Annotated in this window: 20 protein-coding genes and 5 pseudogenes; 16 read left to right on the top strand and 9 right to left on the bottom strand. The window is 63.3% G+C overall.

Annotated elements, in window-relative coordinates; genetic code table 11:
* Positions 1-165: 165 nt before the first annotated feature.
* A pseudogene (locus WKW82_RS36955) lies at positions 166-498 on the bottom strand (CoA transferase subunit A); the annotation flags it as partial.
* A 61-nt stretch (positions 499-559) separates the two neighbouring features.
* On the opposite strand from WKW82_RS36955, the gene WKW82_RS36950 reads away from it, so the two are divergent.
* A complete protein-coding gene (locus WKW82_RS36950) occupies positions 560-1,252 on the top strand; it encodes an IS6 family transposase (protein WP_340348164.1) in 693 nt (230 codons plus the stop codon).
* A gap of 56 nt (positions 1,253-1,308) precedes the next feature.
* Here the strand turns inward: WKW82_RS36950 and WKW82_RS36945 are convergent.
* Both WKW82_RS36945 and WKW82_RS40870 read right to left on the bottom strand, forming a co-directional pair.
* Positions 1,309-2,778 (bottom strand): annotated as a pseudogene (locus tag WKW82_RS36945) (Tn3 family transposase); the annotation flags it as partial.
* A 132-nt stretch (positions 2,779-2,910) separates the two neighbouring features.
* Positions 2,911-3,402 (bottom strand): annotated as a pseudogene (locus WKW82_RS40870) (DUF4158 domain-containing protein); the annotation flags it as partial.
* A 206-nt stretch (positions 3,403-3,608) separates the two neighbouring features.
* Between WKW82_RS40870 and WKW82_RS36940 the strand changes: the two are divergent.
* Together WKW82_RS36940 and WKW82_RS36935 are read left to right on the top strand one after the other, a co-directional pair.
* On the top strand, positions 3,609-4,667 hold the full coding sequence (locus WKW82_RS36940; RefSeq protein ID WP_340348176.1) for an IS110 family RNA-guided transposase: 1,059 nt from the start codon (positions 3,609-3,611) through the stop codon (positions 4,665-4,667).
* 310 nt (positions 4,668-4,977) lie between these two features.
* A complete protein-coding gene (locus WKW82_RS36935; RefSeq protein ID WP_340348174.1) occupies positions 4,978-5,985 on the top strand; it encodes a reverse transcriptase domain-containing protein in 1,008 nt (335 codons plus the stop codon).
* Between the two features lie 1,119 nt (positions 5,986-7,104).
* On the opposite strand, the pseudogene WKW82_RS36930 reads toward WKW82_RS36935, so the two are convergent.
* Together WKW82_RS36930 and WKW82_RS36925 are read right to left on the bottom strand one after the other, a co-directional pair.
* A pseudogene (locus tag WKW82_RS36930) lies at positions 7,105-8,208 on the bottom strand (recombinase family protein); the annotation flags it as partial.
* A complete protein-coding gene (locus WKW82_RS36925; protein ID WP_340348172.1) occupies positions 8,201-8,362 on the bottom strand; it encodes a hypothetical protein in 162 nt (53 codons plus the stop codon). The pseudogene WKW82_RS36930 and the gene WKW82_RS36925, both read right to left, overlap by 8 nt.
* Before the next feature lie 321 nt (positions 8,363-8,683).
* Here WKW82_RS36925 and WKW82_RS36920 point away from each other — a divergent pair, with 321 nt between their 5' ends.
* From WKW82_RS36920 to istB, 4 genes are all read left to right on the top strand, one after another.
* The gene (locus tag WKW82_RS36920) at positions 8,684-9,532 is read left to right on the top strand and encodes a reverse transcriptase domain-containing protein (protein WP_479694187.1); all 849 of its coding nucleotides are present in this window, start codon (positions 8,684-8,686) and stop codon (positions 9,530-9,532) included.
* A gap of 1,281 nt (positions 9,533-10,813) precedes the next feature.
* Positions 10,814-11,182 (top strand): transposase, encoded by a 369-nt coding sequence (locus WKW82_RS36915; protein ID WP_340348170.1) that lies wholly within the window; start codon positions 10,814-10,816, stop codon positions 11,180-11,182.
* Between the two features lie 54 nt (positions 11,183-11,236).
* Entirely contained in the window at positions 11,237-12,319 is a 1,083-nt protein-coding gene (locus tag WKW82_RS36910; RefSeq protein ID WP_340348169.1) for a Mu transposase domain-containing protein, read from the top strand.
* On the top strand, positions 12,309-13,139 hold the full coding sequence (istB, locus tag WKW82_RS36905) for an IS21-like element helper ATPase IstB (RefSeq protein ID WP_340348168.1): 831 nt from the start codon (positions 12,309-12,311) through the stop codon (positions 13,137-13,139). Before WKW82_RS36910 ends, istB begins: the two co-directional genes overlap by 11 nt.
* Before the next feature lie 298 nt (positions 13,140-13,437).
* Here istB and WKW82_RS36900 read toward each other — a convergent pair whose 3' ends face one another.
* The gene (locus WKW82_RS36900) at positions 13,438-14,466 is read right to left on the bottom strand and encodes an ABC transporter substrate-binding protein (protein ID WP_340348167.1); all 1,029 of its coding nucleotides are present in this window, start codon (positions 14,464-14,466) and stop codon (positions 13,438-13,440) included.
* A 573-nt stretch (positions 14,467-15,039) separates the two neighbouring features.
* Between WKW82_RS36900 and WKW82_RS36895 the strand changes: the two genes are divergently transcribed.
* Positions 15,040-15,306, top strand: a complete 267-nt coding sequence (locus WKW82_RS36895) for a Fe-Mn family superoxide dismutase (protein ID WP_340348183.1) — start codon at positions 15,040-15,042, stop codon at positions 15,304-15,306.
* Between the two features lie 12 nt (positions 15,307-15,318).
* On the top strand, positions 15,319-16,362 hold the full coding sequence (locus tag WKW82_RS36890) for a Cj0069 family protein (protein WP_340348166.1): 1,044 nt from the start codon (positions 15,319-15,321) through the stop codon (positions 16,360-16,362).
* Between the two features lie 50 nt (positions 16,363-16,412).
* On the opposite strand, the gene WKW82_RS36885 is transcribed toward WKW82_RS36890, so the two are convergent.
* Positions 16,413-17,381, bottom strand: coding sequence for a Bug family tripartite tricarboxylate transporter substrate binding protein (locus WKW82_RS36885; protein ID WP_422823675.1), 969 nt, complete (start codon positions 17,379-17,381; stop codon positions 16,413-16,415).
* Positions 17,382-17,744: 363 nt separating this feature from the next.
* Here WKW82_RS36885 and WKW82_RS36880 point away from each other — a divergent pair, with 363 nt between their 5' ends.
* From WKW82_RS36880 to WKW82_RS36860, 5 genes and pseudogenes are all read left to right on the top strand, one after another.
* The gene (locus tag WKW82_RS36880) at positions 17,745-18,494 is read left to right on the top strand and encodes a hypothetical protein (protein WP_340348165.1); all 750 of its coding nucleotides are present in this window, start codon (positions 17,745-17,747) and stop codon (positions 18,492-18,494) included.
* A 204-nt stretch (positions 18,495-18,698) separates the two neighbouring features.
* Positions 18,699-18,935 (top strand): annotated as a pseudogene (locus tag WKW82_RS36875) (IS21 family transposase); the annotation flags it as partial.
* Positions 18,936-19,431: 496 nt separating this feature from the next.
* Positions 19,432-20,124, top strand: a complete 693-nt coding sequence (locus tag WKW82_RS36870) for an IS6 family transposase (protein WP_340348164.1) — start codon at positions 19,432-19,434, stop codon at positions 20,122-20,124.
* 20 nt (positions 20,125-20,144) lie between these two features.
* Complete coding sequence (locus WKW82_RS36865; RefSeq protein WP_340348163.1) at positions 20,145-20,579, top strand: hypothetical protein; 435 nt, start codon at positions 20,145-20,147, stop codon at positions 20,577-20,579.
* 29 nt (positions 20,580-20,608) lie between these two features.
* Positions 20,609-21,286: a winged helix-turn-helix domain-containing protein gene (locus WKW82_RS36860; protein WP_340348162.1), complete on the top strand. Its 678-nt coding sequence runs from the start codon at positions 20,609-20,611 to the stop codon at positions 21,284-21,286.
* A 139-nt stretch (positions 21,287-21,425) separates the two neighbouring features.
* Here WKW82_RS36860 and WKW82_RS36855 read toward each other — a convergent pair whose 3' ends face one another.
* A complete protein-coding gene (locus WKW82_RS36855) occupies positions 21,426-21,980 on the bottom strand; it encodes a thioredoxin family protein (RefSeq protein WP_340348161.1) in 555 nt (184 codons plus the stop codon).
* Between the two features lie 267 nt (positions 21,981-22,247).
* On the opposite strand from WKW82_RS36855, the gene WKW82_RS36850 reads away from it, so the two are divergent.
* Positions 22,248-22,826 (top strand): NADPH-dependent FMN reductase, encoded by a 579-nt coding sequence (locus WKW82_RS36850; protein WP_340348160.1) that lies wholly within the window; start codon positions 22,248-22,250, stop codon positions 22,824-22,826.
* A 366-nt stretch (positions 22,827-23,192) separates the two neighbouring features.
* Positions 23,193-23,492: a hypothetical protein gene (locus WKW82_RS36845; protein WP_340348158.1), complete on the top strand. Its 300-nt coding sequence runs from the start codon at positions 23,193-23,195 to the stop codon at positions 23,490-23,492.
* Positions 23,493-23,807: 315 nt separating this feature from the next.
* Here WKW82_RS36845 and WKW82_RS36840 read toward each other — a convergent pair whose 3' ends face one another.
* A complete protein-coding gene (locus tag WKW82_RS36840; RefSeq protein WP_340348157.1) occupies positions 23,808-26,774 on the bottom strand; it encodes a CHAT domain-containing protein in 2,967 nt (988 codons plus the stop codon).
* Between the last annotated feature and the right edge of the window lie 77 nt (positions 26,775-26,851).

The following is a 26,851-nucleotide window of genomic DNA, read 5'->3' as shown; positions in this document are numbered from 1 at the left end:
ACTCGGCTTGATCAAGAAGGTCACGCATACCTATCGCTACTACTTGACGCGACTGGGCCGTGCCGCCATCGCCGCAGCGTGCTCGCTCACGCGATTCAACATCGTTCCGGCAATGGCTGCTGCGCATTGAAGTCTTTGCAAGAAAGATCAAAACTCATCGGTCTAGAGACTAAAGCGCAGGTTGCCGGACTTGTCGGCCACGTCGGCCTTGACCAGCGCCACGTCGGGCACCAGCGAGCGTTCCATGACGTAGGTCTCGCCGTCGAACTCACGCAGTTCCTTGCCTTCGGCGACCTTCGTACCGACGCCGGTCTTGGTGAAAAAGGCCGGGATGCCGGCGCCCCCCGCGCGCAGCTTCTCGGCCAGCGTGCCCTGCGGCGTGAATTCCAGTTCCAGTTCGCCGGCCAGGTACTGGCGTTCGAACTCCTTGTTCTCACCGACGTAGCTCGCGACCATCTTCTTGATCTGCCGCGTCTCCAGCAGCTTGCCGAGGCCGAAGGGTTCTGTCGCAATAGACCCGCGCTGTTACCCTGAGGCGATGCAGGCTGAGAAGAAATTGATGATCAATGCGCTGGGCAAGGTGCTCAAGCGGATGCACTACCCATTGGAGGTGATGCTGATCTGCGTGCGCTGGTACGCGGCCTACCCGCTGAGCCTGCGGCACATCGAAGAGATGATGGCCGAGCGCGGCGTCTTCGTCGATCACGCCACTGTGCACCGGTGGTCAATCAAGATCCTGCCGATCCTGGCCGCAGTATTTCGCCGGCGCAAGCGCGCAGTGGGCTCAAGTTGGCGAATGGATGAGACCTACATCAAGGTCGCTGGCCAGTGGAAGTACCTGTACCGCGCGGTCGACAGAGACGGCGACACCATCGACTTCCTGCTTCGTGCTCACCGGGACCATGCTGCAGCGCGACGATTCTTTGAACGCGCCATCGAACTGCACGGTGTCCCCGAGAAGATCACGATCGACAGGAGCGGCGCCAACACCTCGGCTATCGAAAGCATGCGTGCCGACTCGGGCGCCGACATCGAGCTGCGCCAATCGAAGTATCTCAACAACATCGTTGAGCAAGATCACCGGGCGATCAAGCGCATCGTGCGCCCCATGCTGGGATTCAAGTCCTTCCGCTGCGCGAGCATCCTCATTGCGGGCATCGAGATCATGCACATGATCAAGAAGGGGCAGCTCAGCTGCCCCGCAGACCGAGCTGCGTCCGCCGCTGATCAGTTCTACTCGCTGGCCATTTGATCGCTCTCCAGACCTCGACCTTGACTCAAGCCGACGCCGCTATTGCGACAAAACCCGTGCGTGTAGATGCCGGCTGCGTAGGTGCGTCGGCGCGGGTCGGTGCGCGCGCTCCAGAGATGACGCGTGGCTTCCAGCGACATCATGACGGCCGAACCCTTTGCACCGTCACCCCAGTGCGCGGCGAGCGGAACTCGGCCCTGGAACTCGACCACGCGCTCGTTTGCTCGCCGCAAGCGCCCGTGGGTCTCCAGCGCGCGCATGGCGACGGACACCCACGCCGTGTCGAGGCCGGGGACCATCGCCGCGATGCCCTTGGCATCGATGTCGGTGCCGTGAGCGAGCATGGCGGCATACAGTGCGAGCAGTTCGGCAACGGATCCCGCCCGGTGGCCGAGAAGCGTCTCGCTGTAGTTGCACAGGGCATCGATCTCCAGCAAGACATCGGGCAACTGCACGTTCCCGATCTTCTTGTAGATGAGTTCGCGCACGCGCCGCGGTTCGCCGTCATCGGGCAGGGCCGTGACGGGAGGCAGATGCAGCATGCCGTCGGCACCGATTTCGACCGAACCCTTCTCGCACGCTTCGCCGACGGCGGCGACACCGGCACTCAAGTTGTGGAGGAGGGGGTCGAGGAGTCCCTCGGCCGTTGCAGGCATGCCCAACAAGGCGAGGTAGGCGTTCCGGTCCTGCGCCCATTCCGCTGGGGAGATGAGCATCTGCTCTTGCGAGCGGAAGCTCATCGAATGATCAACCCAGACGCGACCATTCCTCAGGCTCTTGCGCAACGACATCATGGTGCACGCAGCGAACGCGTGCAGGCCCGCCCGCAGATCGACATCGTGCACGAGATCGTGCCAAGCGGCGCCGACATCAGGCAGTTCAAGGTCGCCAGGCAGCTCGGTTGCGTTCGTCGCCCGCAGCTGGCGCCACGCGGCCAACTGCTCGAAGGCTGGATCCGTGGCGTGCCCACCGAACTCCAACGACTGCAGAGCGCCCAGAAACGCCCTGACGCGCCGGTGATCGGTCGACAGCGTCTTTCTCACCTCGGAGACAAAGGTCTTGTGCGGCGCGTCCAGCAGGGTGGTCAGCAGTCGATCGGCTTCGAGACATCGAGCCTTGAACGGTCTGGCCGCATCGCGCAACACCTCCCGCGCAAGGCGCGCCTGATCGCGTGCGACGCTGTCCGTACGCGCCCGTGTCGTCCTCACCTTTTGCGTGGCCTCGCGGAACAGATCCTGGCTGCGGCGCAGATTCTGCTGCACGGCGATGTCGGTGAGATCCAGAAGGCTCACGCGCAGGAAACACACTAGCTCGATCGCCTGGCGATTCTCTTCAAGTTCGCGGTTCTTCGCCGGACGTCGCGCCTGCACCTGTTGGGCATACGCGTGCTGCTTGGGCAAGCTCACCCCAGCCAGCGACCACTCGTGCACGCCGAGCGATTTGAGGTAGCTGATCTTCTCCAGGATCTCAGTGAGCGTGGTGGGGCCATGGTGCCCTGAGGGGGTCTTGATCCACTCGAGATGGGAGCAGCCAGCGGTGGGGTGCTGGCTATGGGCCGATTCGCGGCAGCGACGCATCGTGGCAGGGGAGACCTCGCTGGCTATCGCGCTGCGCACGCCGGCTTCGATTGCGGCAAACGCATCTCGGGCCCAGTCCTGAACCCGGCGTTGGCCGGGAATCAGGATACGGTGGTCATAAAGCCAGCGGCATGCCGACGTGACCAGTTCGTCAGGATGCGCGGCATCGGCAGCCTGAAGCGCCAGCAAGGCCACGAGGTCAGCTTCAGCGGCCGGATCAAGTTCTCTCAGTCCGAGATAGTCCCGGGCCCACTGCTGGTGCTCGTACAGAGTCGGGCGGCGGCGCGCGTAGAGGCTGCGCAGGCTTGCGATCGTCAGTGGCGATGCCTCCAGCGTTTCGGCCACGTACCGCAAAAGACTGCGCGGCAGCACCGAAAAGCGATCCATCGGGCGACCGCACGCACGCAGGAACAGGAGTTGCACCATGGCTGCGACTTGCCGGTCGGATCTGAACCGCAAGCGAATCGCCTCGACGTCATGACTGCCAAGCTGGAAGAACTGCTGGAGGTCGAAGTCCGTCAGGCGACCGGGCAGCGCTTCCAGACCGACGAATCGATAGACATAGGTGGACATGACCAACCAATTCAAGCTGTCGGCGCACTGTACATCGGGGCCGGCGGTCACCGAGGCGCAGCGTTCTGGATCCTGCGCCGGCGCGCCGAAACCCGCGCCAAATAAGGCTCTCTGGGCAAACCGTATCAAATTACTGAGATGGACCCCGCGCCACCCCGATAGCAAACTGAGCGACTCATCAACCGTTTCTGGATTGGAGGTGTGCGATGGACATCGACATTCTGGGCATCGATTTGGCGAAGCGCGTGTTGCAGCTTCACGGTGCAGATCGCAGTGGTCACGCCCCGAATCGCTCCAAGGTCACACGCGACGGCTTCGTGGAGGCGGTGCGCTCGTTGCGACCACGCATCGTAGCGATGGAGGCATGCAGTTCGGCCCACCATTGGGGCCGGTGCTTTCGGGCCATGGGCGTGGAGGTGCGGTTGATCAGCCCGCAGTACGTCTCGCCGTTCGTGAAGACCAACAAGAACGATCGCAACGATGCACAGGCCATCGCAGAGGCCGCCAGTCGCCCGGCGATGAACTTCGTGACCGTGAAGTCGGTGGAACAGCAGGACATGCAAGCCGTCCATCGCGTGCGCGACCTCTTGACCCGGCAGCGCACCGCGTTGATCAACCAGGCCAGAGGGTTGCTGGGTGAGCGAGGCGTGACGATGGCCCAGTCGCCTGAAGCATTCAAGCGCGCGGTTCCGCAGGTGCTGAGCTCTTGCGATGGCGAGGTCACCAGCATCTGCCAGGCAATGGTCCTAGAACTCATCGAGCAGATCAAGGTACTCGAAGACGGCATCGATCGTGCCGAGACCTGGATCAAGTCGTTTATGAAGCAATCGCCGCTGTGCAAGAGAATCGCCGTCATCGGCGGCGTTGGGCCAATCACAGCAACCGCGGTGGTTGCTGCGATTGGCGACGCCAAGGAGTTCCGCAACGGTCGCCATCTGTCGGCCTGGATGGGACTGGTGCCACGACAGTACTCGTCGGGCGGCAAATCGCAGCTCAAGGGCATCAGCAAGCGCGGCGACACCTACCTTCGAACCCTGCTGATTCACGGAGCGCGCACGGTGCTTCGGTACGTGGTCGGCAAAACAGACATGCAGAGTCGATGGCTGCAGGACTTGATCGCCCGGCGTGGCTACAACCGCGCGGCGGTGGCGCTGGCCAACAAGAACGCGCGGGTGATCCAGGCACTGCTGAGCAGCGACACCCCTTACCGCCCCCAGCGCTGCGGCTCACTGAGCGACGCACCTGCGGAAACCACTCCATATTGATCAAGGAGGAAATACCCGCCAGCACTGGTTTGCGAAGCTTTCGGAAGTGATGACAGAACTGGTTGGACCAACGCCCACAAGCCTGCTTTTCGTGTCGGCTGCGCCTTCGGGCTCAAGCCGTCAAATTACTGAGGACAGGGCGTGCGGATCTCATCGAGGCTGCGGGCATGTTTCGACGCGCCCATCGGCAAGCCGTATACATGCATGCAAACCGTTTGACAGTCACCGAAAAGAGCTTGCAAATGGCGCGGGGTCCATACATACACGGAAAGGACGATCAGTGCGCCAGGAGACTGGTAGAGAGTAGTCGATGAAAGTTCAATACAGGAAAGGAATAGCGAACCGCCCTGACCCCGAGTCATGCGGTGGCGCCCGCGAGGGCGTCGTCGAAGCGTTGACAGGGGAGAGCGCAGGCCAGCCATTGAGCCGCGAAATCAAGCAGTCTGGGGCGCCGACGCCGTTGAGCGAAGCGGAAGGCCACATCGGCGAGGGCGTTACACGCGAGCCCTCGACGAGCCCCACGCGGTCGAAGACCCTGAGCATGCGCAGAAGCTCTCCGAACAGGAACTGTGAGATCTCGTCAGCGCCCGCCGAGAAGTTGGTGGCGGGCGGGTCGGGGAAGGCCCTTGGCCGCACGCCCGACATCCACGCTGGCGAGAAGTCGGATGCTTGCGTAGTACCGATGAACGACCCGAACAACGGCGCCGCCTCCAAACCGGCGCAGGCGGAGGGTCCGGAGGGAAGGCGAGCAGCCAAGAGGAACACCGAAGCGCTCCCTGCGCCCCGGACGCAGAGCCGGACCCGCGCATCGATGGGGCTCGACGGTGTACGTGAAGCAGCCCGGGCCGCCAAGGTCGCGGGCAAGGAGGTACGGTTCACGGCGCTGCTTCACCACGTCACGCCCCAACTGCTGCGCGACAGCTTCATGCAATTGAAGCGCGATGCGGCCGCCGGCGTCGATGGGGTGAGGTGGCGCGAGTACGAGGAAGGACTCGACGAGCGGATCGGCAAATTGTGGGATGCGGTGCACTCTGGCCGCTACCGGGCGTTGCCCTCACGCAGGGTATACATCCCCAAGGCGGACGGCAAGCAGCGCCCGCTGGGCATCGCGGCGCTGGAGGACAAGATCATCCAGCAAGCTGTGGTGACGGTGCTCACGCCGATCTACGAGGCGAACTTCCTCGGCTTCTCGTATGGCTTCCGGCCAGGGCGCAACCAGCATCAAGCGCTGGACGCCGTGGTGGTGGGCATGCACACGAAGCGCGTGAACTGGGTGCTCGACGCTGACATCAAGGCATTCTTGGATCGGTCTCCATAATGCCCCTTGGTTCATGATGCCTCGTCGAATAAGGTCGGTTGATCGTCCAACACCTTGATGCGCAAGCCTTTTTGCCGTCCGCGGCAGACGAGCACGGCATCGAGCTCGCCGCGTTGGACACGATGCAACACCGTCTGCCGGGGTGACGCCCAGGCGCTTGGTGGCTTCCTGCATCACCACATAGCCCTCGGGGACCTCTTGCACGAGACGGCGCCTCAGTGCGTCGTTGACGCGGATGCGCCATGGCGCGCCGGGTGTGAGCTGCTCGCCTGCGATGAAGCCGTCATTGAGCCAACGGTGGATGGTCGAAGCGGCGAGCCCGAGTTCGCGGGCGGCCTGGCGCACGCTCACCAGTTCACCAGCGATGGGCTCGGCGGAGGCTGCGTACCGGGGAATGTTCCAGTGACGGCGCAGATTGCCAACGAGGTTCTGCGTGAAGCGCAGGCCGCGCGCCGTGGTGCGCTCCTGCCTGTTGAGGATGCCCGCGATGGTGGCGTCGTCGTGGTGTTGGGCCAGGCGCCGCACCAGACCGATTGTGTCTTCGTCGGTGCGCACCGTGGCCGGGCGAGAGCGCGGCAGGCTCACGTCGAACTCGCTGAGTGCGCCGCCACGCCAGCGCAGCTTCACCAGCGCGCGGTACTGCTCGCGGTACACGCTGATGCCGACCTCCTCGAGCAGCGTGCGCAGCAGCTCCTTCTTGTCGCGCCACGTTGTCGAGGCGGCGTGCCACACGCGTGACAAGTCCTCGCCCAAGCCGAGAAGACGGCGGCGTTCATCATCGGTCAACGGATGCGGGCGGTGCTGCTGGCGTTGCGCTAGCTCGGCCTGCGCCTGCTCGAGGGCACGCAGACACTGCTCCCAGTGCGCCTCGAGCCCGCGCGCGACCAGACGGTTGTCCGGGTCCACCGCGCGATAGCGTCGCTCGGCCTTGTCGGCCTCGTACTGTGCACGCTGCACCGCCAGGCGCCACTGGGCCAGGGCCCCATCGTGATCGGCCTGCAACTGCTCGGCCGCACGCACGGCGGCGCTGAGGCCCGCCGGGGCGATGGCGGCGAGGAACGCGTTGGCCACAGCCTCGTCGATCTGCACGCCGCCGACGTTCAGGCAGTACACGCCGCGCCCGTCGACGACGCTCTTGTCGGCGCAGTGGTAGCCCGGTGCCTGCTGCTGGCCGCGGTAATGCGTGCGCAGCTTGCGCCCGCAATGACCGCAGGTGGCCAGGCCTTGCAGCAGCGCAGCGCCTTCTCTCAAAGCGCCTCCCGGCTTGTGCGGTTGCGGTCGCGTGTTGGTGCCCAGCCGCTGCTGGTTGGCTTCGAACGTGGGCCAATCGGTGTAGCCCTCGTGATGCCCAGGGATGAGCACGGCCCACTGGCTGCGCGGCAGCATTCGGATGCGCTTGCGAACGATGCCTTGTTCATCAACGAATTGCTCGGTGCGCGACTTGCCATAGGCATAGGCGCCAGCATAGACGGGATTGCTCAGCACGGCGTGGATCGCCGTGTAGGTGGGGGCGACCCAGCGTATCGACGCACGCGCTTGCGTTTGCAGCGGAAACGACAGCCCTTCGCTGCGGAACCACAGCCACACACGACGGGCGGAGCCGAATTCAGCGAACCGATCGAACACCGCGCGCACTGCGCCGCTGACGGCGGCGTCCGGATGGATCAGGGTCTCGCCGTCGGCCTCACCCCATACAAAGCCCACCGGCAGGCCGCGACGCAATTCACCGCGCGCGGCCTTGTTGCGGATGCCGCCGTCCAGTCGCGCCCGCAGCACGTGCAGCTCGGCTTCGCTCATCGTGCCCTTCAGGCCAAGCAGCAAACGATCGTTGAACAGCGACGGGTGGTACACGCCATCCGCGTCGCCGATGAGGGTGTCGGTCATCGAGCACAGGTCCAGCAGACGATACCAGTCGGAGTTGTTGCGCGCCATGCGCGACACTTCCAGCCCGAGAATGATCCCCACGTGCGACAACGCCACTTCGGCCGTCATTCGCGCAAAGCCGCTGCGCTGATGCGTCGTGGCGCCAGACAGGCCGAGATCTTCATCGATCACGGTGACCTGATCGGCGCTCCAGCCCAGCGCCGCGGCGCGTTGCGTCAACGCGTACTGGCGGGCGGTGGACTCGCGGTTGTGCTGGACCTGCGCGGCCGACGATTGCCGCACGTAGACGATCGCAATGCGGCTCAGGTGCGACGGCTTGATCTTGGTGTGTTCACTCATCGCCTTGCTCCTGAGCGCGCGGTGCCGCGACGGCGGTCTTGGCGATGAGAAGGGCCAGGCGCTGGATGAGCGCCTCCTGTTGAGCGGGGTCGAATTGCTCCCACGGCGCCTGTGCGGCTTCGGGTGGAGTCTCCAAGACCAGTTCGAGTTGCATCGTCGATCTCCTGTGCGCCGGCCATGCGGCCGAGCAGAGCGTCGATGACAATGCGTGCGTTGAACAAGTCCTTGATCGTTGCCAGCAGCGCGGGCGTCGCAGAGGACGACTGGTCGGCTGCAGCAGCTCCCATGCGCAGCTGCAGGTCAGTCCAACTGGCCGGAATGAGTGAGCGCGACTTGCATGGCAGGATCAGCAGCAGATGCAACTGGCCTGCACGCTTGCAGCGCCCGAGTACCGTGAGCTCTTGCCCTTCGAAGGCATGACCCCTGCGCACGATGCGCACGGCTGGCGGAAGGTCTTCGAGATGGGTAGTGTGTCGTGTGTTCCTTCGATTCGGTCAGCCAGGAATGGCTCGTCCGGTTCTTGGAGCACCGGATCGGCGACGAGCGCGTCATTCGCCTTGTGCGCAAGTGGCTCAAGGCAGGCGTCCTGGAAGAGGGGAACTGGAGCGTCAGTGAAACGGGGACTCCGCAAGGAGCAGTGGTCTCGCCACTGCTCGCAAACGTCTACCTGCACTACGTCTTCGACCTCTGGGCCCACCAATGGCGGAGGCGAGAAGCCACCGGCAACGTGATCGTCGTGCGCTATGCCGACGATATCGTGGCCGGTTTCGAGCATGAAGCCGATGCGAGGCGCTTCTGGGATGCGATGCGAACGCGGTTCGAGCAGTTTGGGCTCGAGCTACACGGGGATAAGACCCGACTGCTGGAGTTCGGACGCCGCGCGGCGATCGGGCGCCAGCAGCGCGGGCTGGGCAGACCGGAAACCTTCACGTTTCTGGGGTTCACGTTCATCTGCGGCAAGTCCCGGCGTGGAGCGTTCCTGCTCCACCGTAAAACACGGGGCGACCGCATGAGGGCGAAGCTTCAGGACATCAAGAGGCAGTTGCGTAGCCGCATGCACGACGCCATTCCTGTACAGGGGCGCTGGCTGAAGGCGGTGGTTACGGGACTCTTCGCTTACCACGCGGTGCCCACAAATACCCGGGCGCTCGGGGCCTTCCGCTATCACGTCACCAACCTATGGCTGCGTACGCTTCGGCGCCGAAGTCAGAAGGACAGACTGACGTGGGAGCGCATGGCGAAGATTGCTGCTTACTGGTTGCCCGCACCCCGCGTACTTCATCCCTGGCCGAGCGAGCGCTTTGCCGTCATGCACCCGAGGTAGGAGCCGGATGCCCGAATTGGGCACGTCCGGATCTGTGCGGGGGGTGCCCGGAAACGGGCATCCCTACCGCGATCCCCGCGCCTTTTGCAAGCTCTTTTCGGTGACTTCAAACGGTCTGCATGCATGTATACGGCTTGCCGGTGGGCGCGTCGAAACATGCCCGCAGCCTCGATGAGATCCGCACACCCCGTCCTTAGCAGATTGACGGCTTGAGCCTGAAGGAGCAGCCGGCACAAAAAACAGGATTGAGGGTGTTGGTCCAACCAGTTCTGTCATCACTTCCGAAAGCTTCGCAAACCAGTGCTGGGGGTTAATCCTCCCTGATCGAAATTTGGGGGGGCGCCCGGTTCGTCGCTCAGTTGTGAATGCTGGTCGAGATCCGCTTGTATTTGACGGTGAGCTGCCGTTTTTGAGTTTGGCGGTGGTCCGAGCTTTGACTCGTTGACGTTTGATCGAGAGCGCATGAGGTGTTCACCTGCATGGCCGCCCGAGGGCGGCCATGCAGGTGAACGCGACTTTTCTTTTGAGGTCTTGATGGCGGGCGCCAATGCCAGCCCGTGGGGCAGGCGGCTTGGCTGCACACGTCGTCCGTGACACACGCGGGGACTGCGCGGTACAACGTCGACGATGCCGAAGTAGGCGGGTGCGGCAGCGGTCACTAATGCCTGGCAGCGTGGAGACCGCGCCGCGCCCTACACCGTGCCGATGAAGGTGGTGCTGCAGCAGTGTTGCACCCCGGGACGAGTCCGTCCAGCACCTTTGGCTGATCGCCGAGGATGGACATGGACCGTACGGCCCGCCTGTTCCTGTGCGCGCGTTGCCGCGACCAGGTGCTGTTGTGTTCTTACTGCGACCGCGGTCAGCAGTATTGCAGCCGAGCATGCTCGAGCCTGAGTCGGCGTGAGCGGCGACGCGAGACTGCCGAGCGCTACCAGAGCAGTCGTGGCGGTCGCCTCAAGCATGCCGCGCGCACTGCGTGCTGGCGACAACGGCAACGCTCGCTGCGTCAGGCCTGCGCGGGCGACGCGATCGATAAAGAAGTGACGCACCAGGGTTGCCCGGACGCGAGAGCAGATGCTTCACTGCTGGCATGCGACCCACCCAGTGCCTGCGAGTCCACCGTCCTCACCGATTCGCCATCGACCCACGACGCTGTCGCGCGGGAGAGCGCTGGCACGGTTCCATTCGCTGCCCTCGGATGCCGGCGTTGCGGTCACGAGTTGCGGCCCCATGTGCGCCTGGGCTACCTGCGCACCCACAGCGTTCGAGATCGCGGCGGTCATGACCATCCCTCTTGATCTGGCCGCACGAATCGAGCGTCTGTTCACGGTCGAGCACTGGCGCGTGGGGACCATCGCGCGCCAGTTGCACGTGCACCGCGACACGGTGCGCCGTGTGCTGCGTGAACGCGCCGTGGTCCCGCCGGGCGTGCCGCTGCGCCCAAGCCTGATCGATACCTACCGAGCGTTCATCCTCGAGACGCTGGAGAAGTACCCGACGCTGACGGCCAGCCGGTTGCATGACATGGTGTGCGAGCGCGGCTATGCGGGGCAAGCCAGCCACTTCCGCTACTTGGTGAGCACGATGAGGCCCCGGCCACCGGCCGAGGCCTACCTGCGCCTTCGCACGTTGCCAGGCGAACAAATGTAATGTGACTGGGCCCACTTCGATCACCTGCAGATCGGCCGTGCGCGGCGCCCGCTCATGGGCTTCGTGATGGTGCTGAGCTACTCGCGGCGCGTCTTCCTGCGCTTCTGCCTCAATGCCCAGATGGACAGCTTCCTGCGTGGCCACGTCGAGGCGTTTGACGCGTTTGGCGGGACCGTCAGAACGATCCTCTATGACAATCTTAAGAGCGTCGTGCTCGAGCGCGTGGGCGATGCGATCCGCTTCAATCCGGAATTTCTGGCCTTCGCCAAACACTGTCGCTTCGAGCCGCGTCCCGTGGCGGTCGCACGAGGAAATCAGAAGGGACGGGTTGAAAGGCAAATCGATTTCATTCGTAAATCCTTCTTCGCCGGGCGCGAGTTCACCGATGTGGCCGACCTGAACGCCCAGGCGCGCCAGTGGTGCGAGGGCCGCGCGTTTGATCGGCCCTGGCCCCAGGATGACGCGTTGAGCGTGCGTCAGGCCTTCGCCGTCGAGCAACCCCGCCTGCTCGGGCTGCCCGCCGCCGGCTATCCCCTGGGCCAGCGACTGGACGTCCCGGTGGCCAAGACGCCCTACGTGCGCTTCGATTGGAACGACTACACGGTGCCGCATACCCACGTGCGACGCACGCTGTCGGTCATGGCCGATGAACAGCGCGTGCGCATCTTCGACGGCATCATCGAACTGGCCAACCATCCCCGCAGCTTCGATCGACATCGGGTGATCGAGGAGCCGGCCCACTTGGAGGCCCTGGTGCAGCACAAGCGCAATGCGCGCTCGCACCGCGGCTGCGACGTGCTGGCCCAGGTCGCCCCGGGCAGCACCGAGTTGCTGCAAATGGCCGCCGAGCGTGGTCACAACCTGGGCAGCATCACTGCCGCGCTGCTGCGACTGCTGGACCAGTACGGCGCGCCGTCGCTGCAGGCGGCCATCCTGGAGGCCATCCAGCGCAAGGTGCCTCATCCCAACGCCGTGCGCCTGGCGCTGGAGCGCGCGCGCGAGCGCACCGGGCGGCCTCCTGCGCTGGCGCTCGCGCTGCCCGAGCACGTGGCGCGACGCGACGCGCCGATGGCCACGCGTTCGCTCGCTTCCTACGACCGCCGCTACGACCGACCCAAGGACACCGATGTCGACTGAACGAACCAATCCTGGCCCCCCGCAGGCATCCCACGCCCAATTGCGCGTGCAGGCCACCGAACTGCGCCTGCACGGCCTGCTGGCCCACTGGGACGAGTTGATGAGTCAGCCCGAGAGCGAACAGCGCGTGCGCCTGTGGCTGGGCTGGGAGAGCGCCGAGCGCGCTCACCGCAGCCTGGAGCGGCGTCTGCGCGAGGCACATCTGGGCCGCTTCAAGCCGCTGGCGGACTTCGACTGGAGCTGGCCCAAGGAATGCGACCGCAGCGCCATAGAGGAGTTGATGAGTCTGCAATTCCTGGCCGACGCCAGCAGCGTCGTGCTGTTCGGCACGAACGGGGTGGGCAAGACGATGATCGCACTCAACATCGCACACCAGGCGGTGCTCCAAGGCCATACGGCGTTGTTCACCACCGCAGGCCAGATGCTGGGCGAACTCGCCGCGCTGGACAGCGACTCGGCCCTGCGCCGGCGACTGCAACATTACGCCGCGCCGGATCTGCTCTTGATTGACGAGGTCGGCTACCTCTCGTACTCCAATCGTCATGCCGACATGCTGTTCGAACTGATCAGCCGTCGCTACCTTCACAAAAGCACTATCGTGACGACGAACAGACGATTCGCCGACTGGGGCGAGGTCTTCCCCAACGCCGCCTGCGTGGTCTCTCTGGTCGACCGACTGATGCACCGCGCCGAGGTCGTGCGCATCGAGGGCGACTCATACCGCCAGAAGGAGGCCGAGGAACACGCCGCGCAACGCGCGGCTGCTCGACGCACCGCGGCTGGCACGAGAGCCGCTTCAACACGCACGCCGCGTGCGTGAGGTCATGCCCAGGCCCGCGCCGACGAAACCGTCATCGCGGCGCAGTCGCACCAAGCGACCGAGCGCCGCGTTCGCGCTGCCGTCGCACTGGTCACCCGATCAGGCGCTCGCCGTCTTTGAGTGCCTTGAGTTGCTGCGCGAACAACTCTGGCGGGCCTACGGCTCCGAAATCCAGCGAGCGTGGCGCCATCAACTCGTCCACGATCGGGTCCCACCCCACTTCGATCTCGACGCACCGTTCTAAACACGTCGCACGCCGACCCACGAACAGATGGCCCCTCGCGGGGCCATCTGCCATTCATCCACCCAAGACCATCAGGGCCGATACAAAACCGCGTCCTCGCCAGCGAATAGACGCGGATCTATACCGGCGCCAACCTTGCGGCATCGTGAGCCCGATAGCCTTCGCCGTCTTCTGGTTGATCGTCAGGTAGAACTTGCTCGGCTGCTCGACCGGCAGCTCCGCAGGCTTAGTGCCTTTCAGGACGCGATCGGCGAAGTACGGCATCCGGCGCACGTCGTCGAGTAGGTTCGAGGCGTAGGACATCAGGACCCCTTCGCGCGCAAGCTCGACAGACGGATTGATCGCCGGCAGCCGCTGCTCGACGGTCAGCCTTGCAACCCGCGCGCCGTGCGGGTACAGGAATCCCTGACCGAAGATCAGCAACGCATCGACTGGCTCACGTGCGAGCGTCGCGAATGCGACGTCGATATCGTCGGGTGAACGCAACTCGATCGGTCGCAGCGTGACGCCCAGACCACGCGCCGCTGGTTCGACTTCTGCAGCGATTGCCGCATGGAGCGGGAGCGTTGGATTGAACAGGTTCGCGATGCGCGACGCTTTGGGGACTACCTCTTTGAGCAGTTCCAATTGCTTCGCATGAACCCCGGGGCTCAGTCCGCCGCGGCCAGTGACGTTGCCGCCGGGCCGGGCCAAGCTCGCGACGAACCCCGAGCCGACCGGGTCGCCGACATAGTAGAAGAGGATGGGGATTGTCGCCGTCGCGTTCTTTAGCGCAGCCGTATGCGGCGATCCTGAACCGACGAGCAGATCGCATTTGCTCTTTACCAGATCGGCGGCAAGCGCGAGCACCCGCTCGCTGTAGCCCCCGGTATAGCGGTTGTCGACAGTGTAGTGCCGGCCTTCGACCCAGCCCAGTTCGAGCATGCCTTGGTTGAAAACTTCCAACGGCTGCGTGCCGGCCCATGAACCGCTGCTGAGCCAGCCGATTCGATAGACCTTTCCGGGCGCCTGGCCGCGGCTGGCGCGCCCTGCGGCGAGCAGCGCGACTGCGATGGAGCAGATCAGCGTTCGGCGTGTGCTCACTCGATCACCTCATCGGCGCGCAGCAGCAGCGATTACGGAATCGTGATGCAGCGGACCCTGGGGGCAATGAAGGGAACCTGTGTGCGTCCGACCTGGCTCATTTCCACTGCTGCACGCGTTGCAAGGCTACTCTACACCTTAAACGACTGCACCGAACTGAGACGTTCCCGTCTACTTCGGCTTTGGGCCCTGTGGACTTGAAGTTGACCCGATTTCGCGGACACCCGATCCTTATGGATGAAAGACCCTTCACCCGCCAAATGATTCTCTTGCCAATGGGCGCGCCCGACTCGAGTTGCAGGCTGCAGTCCAAGGTGACCGACCTTTCATCGTCCACTGCTCGTAGCCGCTCGGCCATCCCAGGGGGACAAGCGGGCTTCGTTGCACGGGGCTTGGTTCCGTCCACCTTCTGGCCCAAGGGTCCAGCGGAAACTCGTTCTGGCGGGTTAATTTGGCATCGAACGCGCCGGTGGCTTCTTCCGGCCCGGCACTGGCCATCATGCAGAGGCAGAACGCCGCCAACAGCGCAACTCCGAGCGTCCAAAATGCACGTCCTCGCCTCAGCTTCTCTGAATTCATTTCGCCCCCGACGTTGGATCGGGTTGGGTCGTACCAGGGTTTAACCTCCATACCCGACAGCTTGAGAGTTGGATCGCTCACCATGCCCACGCCCACGGGCCGGCCCCGAACGCGCCAGTGCTTGTCATGTACATGTACGAGCACTCCTATCAGATGGATTGCGGCGATGTTGAAGCGAAGTACATCGATGTCTTTCTCCAAAAACTTGCACTGGGAACAAGTGGCCGCGCGCTTGCCGCTGCAGGAGCCACCACGCGCTGACGGGGCCGCTCCATGACCACCGCACGCCCCGTTTCAGTAGCCTTGCTCTACCCTGGGGATCGCGCTGCACGCAATCGCAGCGACCCTGCCGAGAGCCGCTTTGCGCCGCTGTTCACGGCGTTCGCGGCCGCCGGCGTGGCCGCCGAACCCGCCGTCTATCACGATGATTTCGCGGACGAGGTCGCTGCGCAGTTGCGGGGCGTCGACGCCGTGCTCGTCTGGTGCAATCCGGTCGAGGCCGGTCGCCGCCGCGACCGCCTCGATGAAGTCTTGCGCGAAATCGCGCAGGCCGGCGTCTTCGTCAGCGCGCACCCGGACACCATCCTGCGCCTTGGGACCAAGGACGTGCTGGTCGAAACGCGCGACCTGCCCTTCGGCAGCGATGCGGTGCGCGTCGACGGCCTCGACGAACTCGCGGCCTTTCTGCCTGATCGCCTGCGCCACGGAGCGCGTGTGCTCAAGCAATATCGGGGACATAGCGGCCTAGGCGTGTGGCGGGTCGAGCGCATCGAAGACTCGCCGCTGCTGAATGTGCGGCATGCGCAACGCGGTAGCGGCGAGGAGCGCATCGACCTTCCAGCATTGCTCCAGCGCATGGCGCCGTATTTCGAACCTACGGAGGGCGGGCACATGATCGACCAGGCCTGGCAACCGCGTCTGGTCGACGGCATGGTGCGTGCCTACCTGGTCGAGGACCGCGTGACCGGCTTCGGCCACCAAGCCATCAATGCCCTGTACCCGGCACGTACGGGCGAAGCGGCACCCATGCCCGGGCCACGGCTCTATCACGGCGTCGATCCTCCGCAATTCCAGGCGTTGAAGCGCCTGCTGGAAACGCAGTGGATCGCGCAACTACAACAACGCCTTGGGTTGACGCGCGCGCAATTGCCGATGCTGTGGGACTGCGATTTCATTCTTGGTGAGCCGACCGCAGATCAACCCGAACGCTTCGTGCTTTGCGAGATCAACGTCAGCAGCGTCTCGCCGTTCCCGCCCTCGTCAATCGAGCCGCTGGTCGCGGCGGCAAAGGCGCGCCTTGTATTGAGGACCGACTGACCACGGAAACTTGAACTTCGCCGATCTTCGGCTATGCAAGGTATGTCGTCTCATTCGTCCTTCATGCCGGTGGCCTTCACGACGGCGCCGAGGCGACCGCGCTCGTCCTCGAGAAATTTTGCGAATGACTCGCGTGTGCCTCCGATAGGTTCAATGCCCAATCCTCTCAGGCGGTCGGCCATGGCCGGCATCCTCATTGCGCCGTCCACGGCGGCGGCCATCTTGTCGAGGATGACGGGCGGTGTGTCCTTGGGGGCGTGCAAGCCTGCCCAATGCGCGATGCGTACTTCCGGGAAGCCCTGCTCGGAGGCGGTGGACAGTTCGGGGTACACCGCCATCCGAGCGGTCCAGGTGTCGGCCAGAGCCTTAAGCCGACCGCTTTTGAGGTAGGTCAGTGCCCCGACGCTCGCCTCCGATGTGGCCTCGACCTGCTTGCCGAGAACCGCGGTGATCGACTCGGAACCGCTCTTATAGGGAACCATGTCGAGTTTGGCGCCGTACTTGGTCTGCAGCATGCCGGCGACGAAGTGTGAGGTACTCCCGGTTCCCGCAGTAGCCCACTGGAAGGCATCATGGCTTCGCTTTGAGGCTGCGACGAACTCCTTCAGGTCCTTGTAAGGCGCATCGGCTGGCACAAGGATGACAGAGGGCGCAAGGCCTAGCATGACGACCGGCATGAGGTCAGCGTCTTTGTAAGGCATGCTCTTTTTGATCATGCTGTTGGAGATTACGCCAGGAGTGCTGACGAGGAAGGTGTAGCCATCGGACTGCGCTTTGGCCACGATGTCGGAACCCAATAAGGTGCCATCCCCGGGCTTGTTCTCGACGATGATCGGTTGCCCCAGCGTTTTGGAGGCGCCCGCAGCTGCGGAGCGCGCCATTAGGTCGTTGGCGCCGCCGGCCGAGAAGGGCACGATCAGGCGGATGGGCTGGTTCGGCCAAGCTTGGGCGGCTGCACCACCGGCGACAAGCATGGCGCCCAAGCCGGCTATGAGGTTTAAGCGAAGGGAACGCGTCATAGATGTCTCCTGACTGGTAGGTTGACGAAGACCGGCAGAACCGTGAAAGCACCCGTTACTTAGCACTTGCCTCTAGGCTTGGGCGCGAATCCCCTGCGCTCCCTGGTCGAAAGTACTCTGGCCTTGGAGATGCATTCTGACGCTCGCGCGATGCAAACTACGGATGCATACGAATTCCGCAATAAGTACGCGCGTCTTGGGTAAACGCTCGATTCCGGCGAAAAAACTGAGTGCAGTTAAGAAGGTTGTCTTGACATGCCGGCAAATTGGCGTTCGCCCGCAAAGGTCGTCTTTCCATGAAGGCTAAGAGCCGACTCCGGTCTGGGTTGAGGCATTATCGGTAGTCCGTATCGGGAGTAAGAGATGATCATGCGTGAACATCGTCCGCGTCAATGGTGGCCGCTAATTGTGATTTGGCCGTTCGTTTACTCGAATGTTCCTGCAGTAGCCGGTCATCAGCCCGGCCCGCTTGTTCCGGTAGGGTTTGTGCTTGCGCCGGCCGAACCTCAAGAAGAAGTTCAGCGCAAGAACGTCAAACCGCGTGGCTCGCATGCTGAACGATCGACAAAGGAACGTGTCACCGATGAGAGTCCGCCGGCAGGCGAGACGACTCGAACGCGTCTCAAAGAGCGGGAGCGCACTGGTTCGCCAGGGAAGGCCGCAAGCACCAGTGCCAGCGACCGTAGGAGCGCGGAAAAAAGAGATCATGCGGCGAGCGCTACGGGGGCTCTTGCCGCACCCCTCGCTTATTTGAGTGTCTTTACCGCGGACAATACTTTTGCGGTTAGAAGTGGAAACTCTGTTTCAAATGCTGAAAGTCGTGCCAAGGAAGCTTGTGAGGCTCGCAAATGTAACAAGCGCTGGACCATTGCGAACGATAAAAAAATCTGCCTCGCAGTCGCAAGCTATGTTACGCGAAGCAATGGAACGGAATGGAACAACTATTTCCGAGGCCTCGCTGAAACTGTGATTGACGACGCGACTAAAGAGGCGCTTTCGCAATGCAATGCATTTAGATTGGAAATGTCGACGAAATTCAAAACCAACAATAGCCCTGTCTTGAGTCAGTGCTGGCCTCTCTGGGCGGGATGCAACGATAAAGAGATCCAATAGCATTTCAGCCTGTCTTCGTCAAGTGCGTTCCATGTCGGTTCGTATAGCAACGAGTTCATGTAAACGCCTGGCACGACGGCTGGTGATCGATTGCAAGCGCGGTCAATCTGGTGCGGCGAGCCCGCGAGAGTTTGAGGCAGCTTGAGCATTCAATCCTCTACCCGCGTGAGCGATCTTGCGACCTTCGAAGCCATCTCATATGACCGGCGTCGCGAATGGAGCGAGGCTGGCAAGCCGCGCTTTGGTTCGTTCGCCGAACTCAGCGCGTGCCTTGACGACCGGTGTCGTGCGGTGTGGGACGAGGTGCGCAATCCCGACCAAGGCCAGTTCAGCGGGGCCCAGATGATGCAGCACGAATGGCTTCACCTGATGCCGATACCCAAATCTTTCGATGGGAAGCCTGCACTCGTGTCCAACGTGGTGGCACTGGCGCGCAAACGCCAAGGGGATCTGATCGAGCAAGGTGTCACGTGGACACCAACGGCATGCAGCAAGGTCCCATTGCATTGCGACCTTGCGGGCTTGGCTGCGAGCTACTCAAAGAAACCCTTTGTATTGTTTCGTATTCAGATGGTGTCAGACAAAAGCCACTCACCATACTTGCGGGAAGTTGATCTTCGTTCGCCACATCTTTCCTATTGCGACAGTCCGCCTCTTGGCGCAGTGGGGTTCTTCAGCGAAGGTAGCTCGCACACCCGGCCTTTTCACTTATTCAAATCGAAACGACGGATGAGTCGGATGAAGCCTCCAAAACTGCCATTCGCGTATCCAGCTGAACCCGTGATGTCGGCGCCGATTCGATATTGACCACCCGCGCCGATCGAATTTTGACCAGGGGGTGGAAGCCGACTTTTCGTTGGTCGGCTGTGCATAAGTTGGTTCTGTCGCAATAGACCCGCGCTGTTACCCTGAGGCGATGCAGGCTGAGAAGAAATTGATGATCAATGCGCTGGGCAAGGTGCTCAAGCGGATGCACTACCCATTGGAGGTGATGCTGATCTGCGTGCGCTGGTACGCGGCCTACCCGCTGAGCCTGCGGCACATCGAAGAGATGATGGCCGAGCGCGGCGTCTTCGTCGATCACGCCACTGTGCACCGGTGGTCAATCAAGATCCTGCCGATCCTGGCCGCAGTATTTCGCCGGCGCAAGCGCGCAGTGGGCTCAAGTTGGCGAATGGATGAGACCTACATCAAGGTCGCTGGCCAGTGGAAGTACCTGTACCGCGCGGTCGACAGAGACGGCGACACCATCGACTTCCTGCTTCGTGCTCATCGGGACCATGCTGCAGCGCGACGATTTTTTGAACGCGCCATCGAACTGCACGGTGTCCCCGAGAAGATCACGATCGACAGGAGCGGCGCCAACACCTCGGCTATCGAAAGCATGCGTGCCGACTCGGGCGCCGACATCGAGCTGCGCCAATCGAAGTATCTCAACAACATCGTTGAGCAAGATCACCGGGCGATCAAGCGCATCGTGCGCCCCATGCTGGGATTCAAGTCCTTCCGCTGCGCGAGCATCCTCATTGCGGGCATCGAGATCATGCACATGATCAAGAAGGGGCAGCTCAGCTGCCCCGCAGACCGAGCTGCGTCCGCCGCTGATCAGTTCTACTCGCTGGCCATTTGATCGCTCTCCAGACCTCGACCTTGACTCAAGCCGACGCCGCTATTGCGACAAAACCATGGTTCGTCTGGCACGGCAAGGGCGGCAAGTCCGTGGCGCGCATCAAGGCGCTCGATGACGCGTTGCTGGCCAGGGCGGGCTATGAATACTCGACGCTCTGGTGGAATCTCCAGCGTGTGTCTGGCTACATCAAGAACAACGCCGGCACGCTGGTGAATTACGCGGCGCGTCACAGAAGGGGCTTGGCTATCAGCAGCAGCATCGCAGAGTCGGCAGTGAACCTGGTGGTGAGCAATCGGATGGCGAAGAAGCAGCAAATGCGATGGACCGACGAAGGGGCCCATTGCCTGGCGCAGGTACGCGTCGCTGTTCTCAACGGCGAGCTGTCGCCAGGTCGACTGGCGAAGTTGGCCAAGGCGTCGAGGACGGGCATTCGACTGTCGTGCCATCCGCCGTAACGGCGGCGGTTTCCAGGGGAGTTCAGTGCTTGACCTTCGGAATCAGCCTCCCACACTTTTGCACACTCTCGGTGCCGACCGGCCGGCACATGCGCGCGGCGCTCGAGTCGTCGGGCCCGTTCGACCTCATCATCCTGGACCTGATGCTGCCTGGCGAAGATGGGCTCACCCTGTGCCGCGACCTGCGCACCGGCAAGTACAAGTCGACCCCTATCCTGATGCTGACGGCGCGCAGCGAGGAGGCCGACCGCATCCTGGGCCTGGAAATGGGCGCCGACGACTACCTGGCCAAGCCCTTCTCGGCAAGGGAACTGCTCGCACGCATCCGGGCCGTGATGCGCCGCACGCGCATGTTGCCGCCCAACATGCAATCGACCGAGTCGGCACAGGTGCTGGGCTTCGGACCCTGGCGGGTGGACACCTCCGCGCGCCACCTGCTCGACGACACCGGGACGATGGTCGCGCTCAGCGGCGCGGAGTACAGGCTGCTGCGCACCTTCCTCGATCATCCCAATGTGGTGCTCAGCCGCGACCAGTTACTCAACCTCACGCAGGGCCGCGAGGCGGAACTGTTCGAGCGGTCGATCGACCTGCTCGTGAGCCGCCTGCGGCAACGCCTGCGCGACGATGCGCGCGAGCCTCGCTACATCAAGACGGTGCGCAGCGAAGGCTATGTCTTCGCCTCCACGGTCGAAGCCCGCGACTGAGCGGGGCCGCGGCGTCGCTTCACGACTGCTGCGGGGCTCGATGAGATGCAGTGGCAGCCGGCGGGTCTCCGCAGCTCGTGCGAGAGTCCCCCGGCCAGGAACAGCAGCGCGAACCAGAGGCTTCTCAGCGCGCTCAGGATCAGGCCAGGGCGGGTTCTGCCAGCAGCGCCTGGATCTTCTTCTCGGTGGTCCCATAGCTGCCTTCGCCGAAGTGCGAATAGACGATGCGACCCTGCTTGTCGATCAGGTATACCGCGGGCCAGTACTGGTTGCCGAAAGCCTTCCAGGTGGCGTAGTCGTTGTCTTGCGCCACGGCATGCTTGATCTCGAGCTTCTCGATGGCGGCCTTCACGTTCTTCGTCGACTTCTCGTAGGCGAACTCCGGCGTGTGGACGCCGATCACGACAAGCCCCTGGTCCTTGTACTTGGCATGCCAGTCCTTGATGGAAGGCAGGTGGTTCAGGCAGTTGATGCAGGTGTAGGTCCAGAAGTCGACGAGCACCACCTTGCCGCGCAGTTCGTCGAGCTTGAGCGGCGGCGAGTTGAGCCAGGTGCCGATGCCCTCCAGTGCGGGGGCTTGCTGTTGCTCGGCCACGGGCGTGTTGCCACCGCGCGGCAGGGCCGCCAGGGAGAGGGCGGCCAGCGAGGCGGCGAGGGCCACGGCGACGAAGAGGGCGTTGGCGCGAATTGTCATGGTGAGTTCCTGGTCGGATGCGAACGGTTCTGAAACGACCGCATCTTCAGGCGCTGGCCATGCAGCAGGCGTTCCGTTTGTACGCGCGTGTATCTGCTCGACGAAGGCCACACACTACTTTTCACGCTGGCTCGATCCCGGACGCGTGATACGAAGGTGTGGCCGACACCAACGTCCAATGGATACGCCGCGAAGGCTCTGGTTTGATCGGTGCATGGCGACGCGTCGATGCGCGCTGACTGCACAGTGATCTGTTGAAAGACCCTCATGAACAATCCCCTGATCGGCGTCATCGTGAGCTCCTCTTGCCAGGGTGGGCGCTTCGGCGAAGTGCCGGCGCACTGGATCTACCGCATGGCCGAGCAGCGGTCCGACATGCGAATCGAGCTGATCGACCTCGGCGGCTATCCGTTGCCGTTTTTCGGTGCGTCGGTGCTTGCTGCGTCGTGTCCAGATGAGAGTCCTGTCGGCCGGTGCTGGGCGGCCGCGCTCGACCGTCTCGACGGCTTCATCGTCGTGGCGTCCGAGGAAGGCCCCAAGCGCGGTGCGGGTGCCATCACCGACGCAGGCTGCGTGCACGCCGATCTCGCCGGCAAGCCTGTGGCCTTTGTCGGCTACGGCAAGCCCGCGGGTACTTGCGGCGTCGATCCGTTGCGGTCAATGGCGCTCGCGTTGCGGATGGCGCCCGTGACCCAGGCGGTCCATCTCGGCAGGCGTGAAGTCGTCGGCATCTGGCAGCAGGAAAGACCTTCGAGGACTTTCCGCATCTGGATTCGACGGGCGCCGCCATGCTGGACGCATTGGTCCAGGCGGCACAGGCGCTCAAGAACACGCGCGATGGTGTGAAGGTGGCTGCCGCCATAGCGCCATCGGACGTCAAGGCGCGAACTGCCCATTCCGGTCAATGGCAACCTGAAGAGAGCCGAGGTCGTCATCCTCGCGCTCAAGCCGAACTACGATCAGGCGCAACAGGATGCGTGGGCCGCGCAGTACCCCGAGGAGGCCAAGCAGCTCGACGCGGCACAGCGCGCCAACATCTCGCAGCGGCACGCGCCGGCGGATTGCTTCTTTTACGACATCAATCCTTCACTACGCAGTCACCCGGGTGCCAGTTATTGGCGTGGCGGCGGCAAGCTGGCGGGAATTGCCAACGCGCTAGCCAAACATCGCGCCATTTCGCTCGACGAGGCCTACGCGGACATCTCACGGCGTGTGGCCGTCCTGCAGCTCGTGCCGTACCGGTCTCGAGAATTCGGCCACCACAAACTCATCCGCCAGGCACCCAGCAGCGCCGCGGCGGTGGCGCTCGTGCGGCATCTGGAGCGTCAGGGCGACAAGCTTCTCATCGTGCAGCGGCAAATCACGCAATGGGGCTTCCGCTTTCCAAGCGATCGCCCTAACGTTATAGTCTACGACCCTCTGCGCGAGGCGCTGAAGGCTTCGCTATCCCTCATAAGCCCGCGGCGGGCCGGCCATCTTGCAGCGTCTGAAGGCGTAGATCAGCGGCGCTGATGCGCGACCTGATCCGAAGACTCAAGATTCAAGTGCACAAACTCCTGCTTCAGGTCGCCGCGTCTGACGTTCAGGCTGGAGTAGGTGTTGACTGCGGAGTCGATGTGATTCCAGTCGAATGCACGACGGCACTGCGCAGCCTAGCGGCAGCGTCTAGCCGATTCACCAGGTCCTAGAAAAGCGGCACCGGCTCCGCTGCGATGCGCACATGCACGTGTCTTCAATCTGCAGAACCCGTGGACTGGTCGTTGATACCTAACTCGTTCGTACTGGGACGACCGAAGTCAGCCTTACAACGTGAGTTCGCTGGCAGGGTCAAGGACGTGCAGCGTCTCCGGCAGCGGAGTAGGGTGCCCAAAAATACGGATGTCGATAGAGTGCGCCGTACTTGCCTTCAATCATGTCGCGCTGCGTTCGCACCAACGCATCGGCCTTCGAGAGGCTCGTGTCCGCGGCAAGCGCCTTGAACACGCCCACGGTTAGCTCGCTCGCCGATTGCGATTCGACCGCCCATTGGGTAGCCAGCACGGTGCGAGTGCCGGCCGCGAAGAAGCCGCGTGACAGCGCGGACATCGAGTCGCCGCCCCAGCCATTGGCAAAGCCTGTGTTGCAGGCTGAGAGCACCACCCAATCGGCGTTCAGGCGCAGGCCGACGACATCGTCGATGGTAAGCACAGAGTCCTTCAGGCCTTGCCCTTCGTAGGCCAGCGCCAGCCCCGCATACGGCATGCCCGGCAGCTCGCCTGGTAGCAGCCCGTGGGTTGCGAACGCGACGACACGAACATCCGATATGTCTTCCTTCATCACCCGTGTTCGAGATGCCGCAGTGCCTGTCAGTATGCTGCCGTCGCCCGCATTCAACGCAGCACCGATGGCATTGACCTCGTCCAGCGTCTCGGGCAGCCGTTGCAGCCTGCGGTAGTCGATGGTCTGCGGCGTGACGTCGGAGGCGAATGGCGACTCGCGCACACTGCGCTTCGAGGCCTTGGCGGCAGAGCGTTCACGGCCATTGAAGCTCGGATCCGCGAAAGCCACGAACGGTCGCGTCGCCTCGCGGCGTGGCAGCGTGCGCGCGAGCACGAGCGACGATGCGCTCGGCATCTGCATCGGCGCTACCTGGGCCACCCACCAAGAAGCGTCGGCCAGCGAGGCGGCTGGCGCGGTGACGAGCGCGTTCCAGGGCAAGCTGCTGAGGGGTCCCCCCGCCGAGATGTAGATGATCTTTGCGCCCTGCAAATGGTCCTTCAGCGGCGCAAGCCAGGCGGCATACAGCGCATGACTTGCCGCAAGGTCGAAGCCGCCCGCGTCGCCTTCCTGCTCCGGCGGCGAAGCGGCGTCGAAGGGTTTGCGCAGCGCGGCGATCAGATTTCGGGTGCGCTCGCGCGTGATGTCCAGGCGCATGGCCACGAGCTTGCCCCCTGGCTGCACGATGAAAGCAAAGCCTGCATTGGCCGCCGAATACAGATTCACATAGACCTCGCCCGGTCGCAGCACCGAGCCCAGCTTCGCGGCGCTCGGAATGTTCGGGCTGACCAGCTCCCGGTAGACAGGGAATTGAGCGGAGATCTGGCGACGCAACTGCTTGAGCCTTTCGTTGCTGGCCTCCAGCGTCTTGGCCTTCTCTGCCACCTCGATAGCCTGCGCTTTGGCGCTGCGCTCGGCCACCATCGGGTCGGCCGGCGGATTCTTTGCAATTCGGTCGGCGCGATCGGCCTCCCGCGCGAACTGCTGACGGCTGGCGTTGCGCTCGAAGCGAAGCAGTTGCTCTTGCTCGACGAGACTGCGCAGCGCCGGATTGCCCGCGGCCAGGCGCGCGGCACCGTCAGCGAGCGCCCCTTGCGACGAATTGCTGCGCAGGAGTTCGGAGATGCGAAACGCCAGTGCCGCGGCACTATCCGAGACCGGCGTACCCGCTGGAACCAGCGTACCCAGTGACGTCGAAAGCGCACCGTCCTCGACATAGGCGCCCCGGAAGCTGCCGTCAGCCCAGTCGGGGTCATCGTTGGCTAAGTTGGCCACATAGCGCTCTATGTCTGACTGCGTCGCCGGCTTGGCCGAATCGTTCAGCCTGTAGAGCATCCGCATTGCCGTCAGATATTTGGTGAACGGGCTTTCTGTCCCCTGATGTCGGACCTGATTTGCAATCGATCCATCGACACGAAGGATCGCATCGCTCCACTGTCCCCGCGTCGCCAAGGCCAGCGAGTCCGATTCCCCCATCGAGACGCTTCCTGCGATGACCGGGTTGACGCCTCGCGCGCGCATCCAAGCTTCGGCGTCGTTGGCGTAGTCGCGGATCTTGCCCAGAGACAGCGCCACCATGAGTCGCATGCGCCGTGCTTCATTGACACGACCGTCGAACTCCGGAAGTTGCAGGCCTTGAAAAGTCGCCAACGCCGTGTTTATCGCTGCGAGCGCTGCATCGTAGTCATCCTGTGACGACAGCGCGATCGCCTCAGCCACGTTGATTGACGCAGCCTGCACCGGCGTCGCCTTGAGTTCCCGGCCTGACTTGATGACCAGTTGAATTTCCGAGACATAGCTCATCGCTTCCTGGCGGCGATTGTTCATGACCAGGAGCCTCACTTGCATTTGCACGTTGTCGAGCAGTTCATTGGTGGCAGCCTGGTGGCGCTTCCCGCTCAAGCCGGGGTCGTTGAGGTTGCGCCGCGCCAGATTGGACAGCTCACGTATCTTGCTCAGCGCATACTCGTGACGGTTTTGGGCGCGGCGCGCGATTTCGGCTTCGGCGCGCAGGAAGGCATAACCGGGCTCCCGTGGCAGAGATTCGAGTTCTGCGGGTGTTGCATCGCGTGCAAGCGACTTGGCGCTAGCGAGATATCGTTGCGATCTGGCGAAGTCGCCTGAAATCGCCCAGCTAAGCGCCAATTGAGAGGCGCGCAAGGACCGTCGGCCGGCGCCGATCTTCGCATCGTTGACGATCTCATCGCTCACCCTCATCGCCTCGCCAACTCGGCTTGCCTTGAAGTAGGCGTCCGACAATTGGTCAAGCAGTTGATACCGTTCTTCGCCATCGCTCGCGGCGGCAATCTTCTGGCGCAAGTCCTGAACGCGGGCATCGAATTCTGCCTGCGCTGCGGCACTGCGTTCCTTGGCTGAGGGTTCGGGCGGGCCAGATTGCACAGCGTCGTCGGGTGGCGCTGCGTCGGCTTGCGCTGTGGCAACGAGCGGGACGGCCAGTAGGCAGAGACTTGCCAGCAGTAAGCAAAGCGGACGCAGTAGCATCGGGAACCTCGCGAGCGCCCATTGGCGCAGTGCCACCGGACTTTATTGCCGCGCGTGACATGCCACATCCCCACAATGGGCGACTTGAGCGTGTAGGAGGGCGAGCGCAGCCC

It is taken from the genome of Variovorax rhizosphaerae (genome assembly GCF_037889975.1).
GTDB lineage: Bacteria > Pseudomonadota > Gammaproteobacteria > Burkholderiales > Burkholderiaceae_C > Variovorax > Variovorax rhizosphaerae.
Note: the sequence above shows the minus strand (reverse complement) of the source record. Positions and strands in the feature narration are given on the sequence as shown.

Coding starts and splice junctions, on each gene's coding strand:
- WKW82_RS36925 (WP_340348172.1), bottom strand. CDS start 8,362: ATGCAACTCGAACTGGTCTTGGAGACTCCACCCGAAGCCGCACAGGCG.
- WKW82_RS36950 (WP_340348164.1), top strand. CDS start 560: ATGATCAATGCGCTGGGCAAGGTGCTCAAGCGGATGCACTACCCATTG.
- WKW82_RS36935 (WP_340348174.1), top strand. CDS start 4,978: ATGAAAGTTCAATACAGGAAAGGAATAGCGAACCGCCCTGACCCCGAG.
- istB (WP_340348168.1), top strand. CDS start 12,309: ATGTCGACTGAACGAACCAATCCTGGCCCCCCGCAGGCATCCCACGCC.
- WKW82_RS36940 (WP_340348176.1), top strand. CDS start 3,609: ATGGACATCGACATTCTGGGCATCGATTTGGCGAAGCGCGTGTTGCAG.
- WKW82_RS36855 (WP_340348161.1), bottom strand. CDS start 21,980: ATGACAATTCGCGCCAACGCCCTCTTCGTCGCCGTGGCCCTCGCCGCC.
- WKW82_RS36850 (WP_340348160.1), top strand. CDS start 22,248: ATGAACAATCCCCTGATCGGCGTCATCGTGAGCTCCTCTTGCCAGGGT.
- WKW82_RS36870 (WP_340348164.1), top strand. CDS start 19,432: ATGATCAATGCGCTGGGCAAGGTGCTCAAGCGGATGCACTACCCATTG.
- WKW82_RS36890 (WP_340348166.1), top strand. CDS start 15,319: ATGACCACCGCACGCCCCGTTTCAGTAGCCTTGCTCTACCCTGGGGAT.
- WKW82_RS36885 (WP_422823675.1), bottom strand. CDS start 17,381: ATGACGCGTTCCCTTCGCTTAAACCTCATAGCCGGCTTGGGCGCCATG.
- WKW82_RS36915 (WP_340348170.1), top strand. CDS start 10,814: ATGACCATCCCTCTTGATCTGGCCGCACGAATCGAGCGTCTGTTCACG.
- WKW82_RS36880 (WP_340348165.1), top strand. CDS start 17,745: ATGATCATGCGTGAACATCGTCCGCGTCAATGGTGGCCGCTAATTGTG.
- WKW82_RS36910 (WP_340348169.1), top strand. CDS start 11,237: ATGGGCTTCGTGATGGTGCTGAGCTACTCGCGGCGCGTCTTCCTGCGC.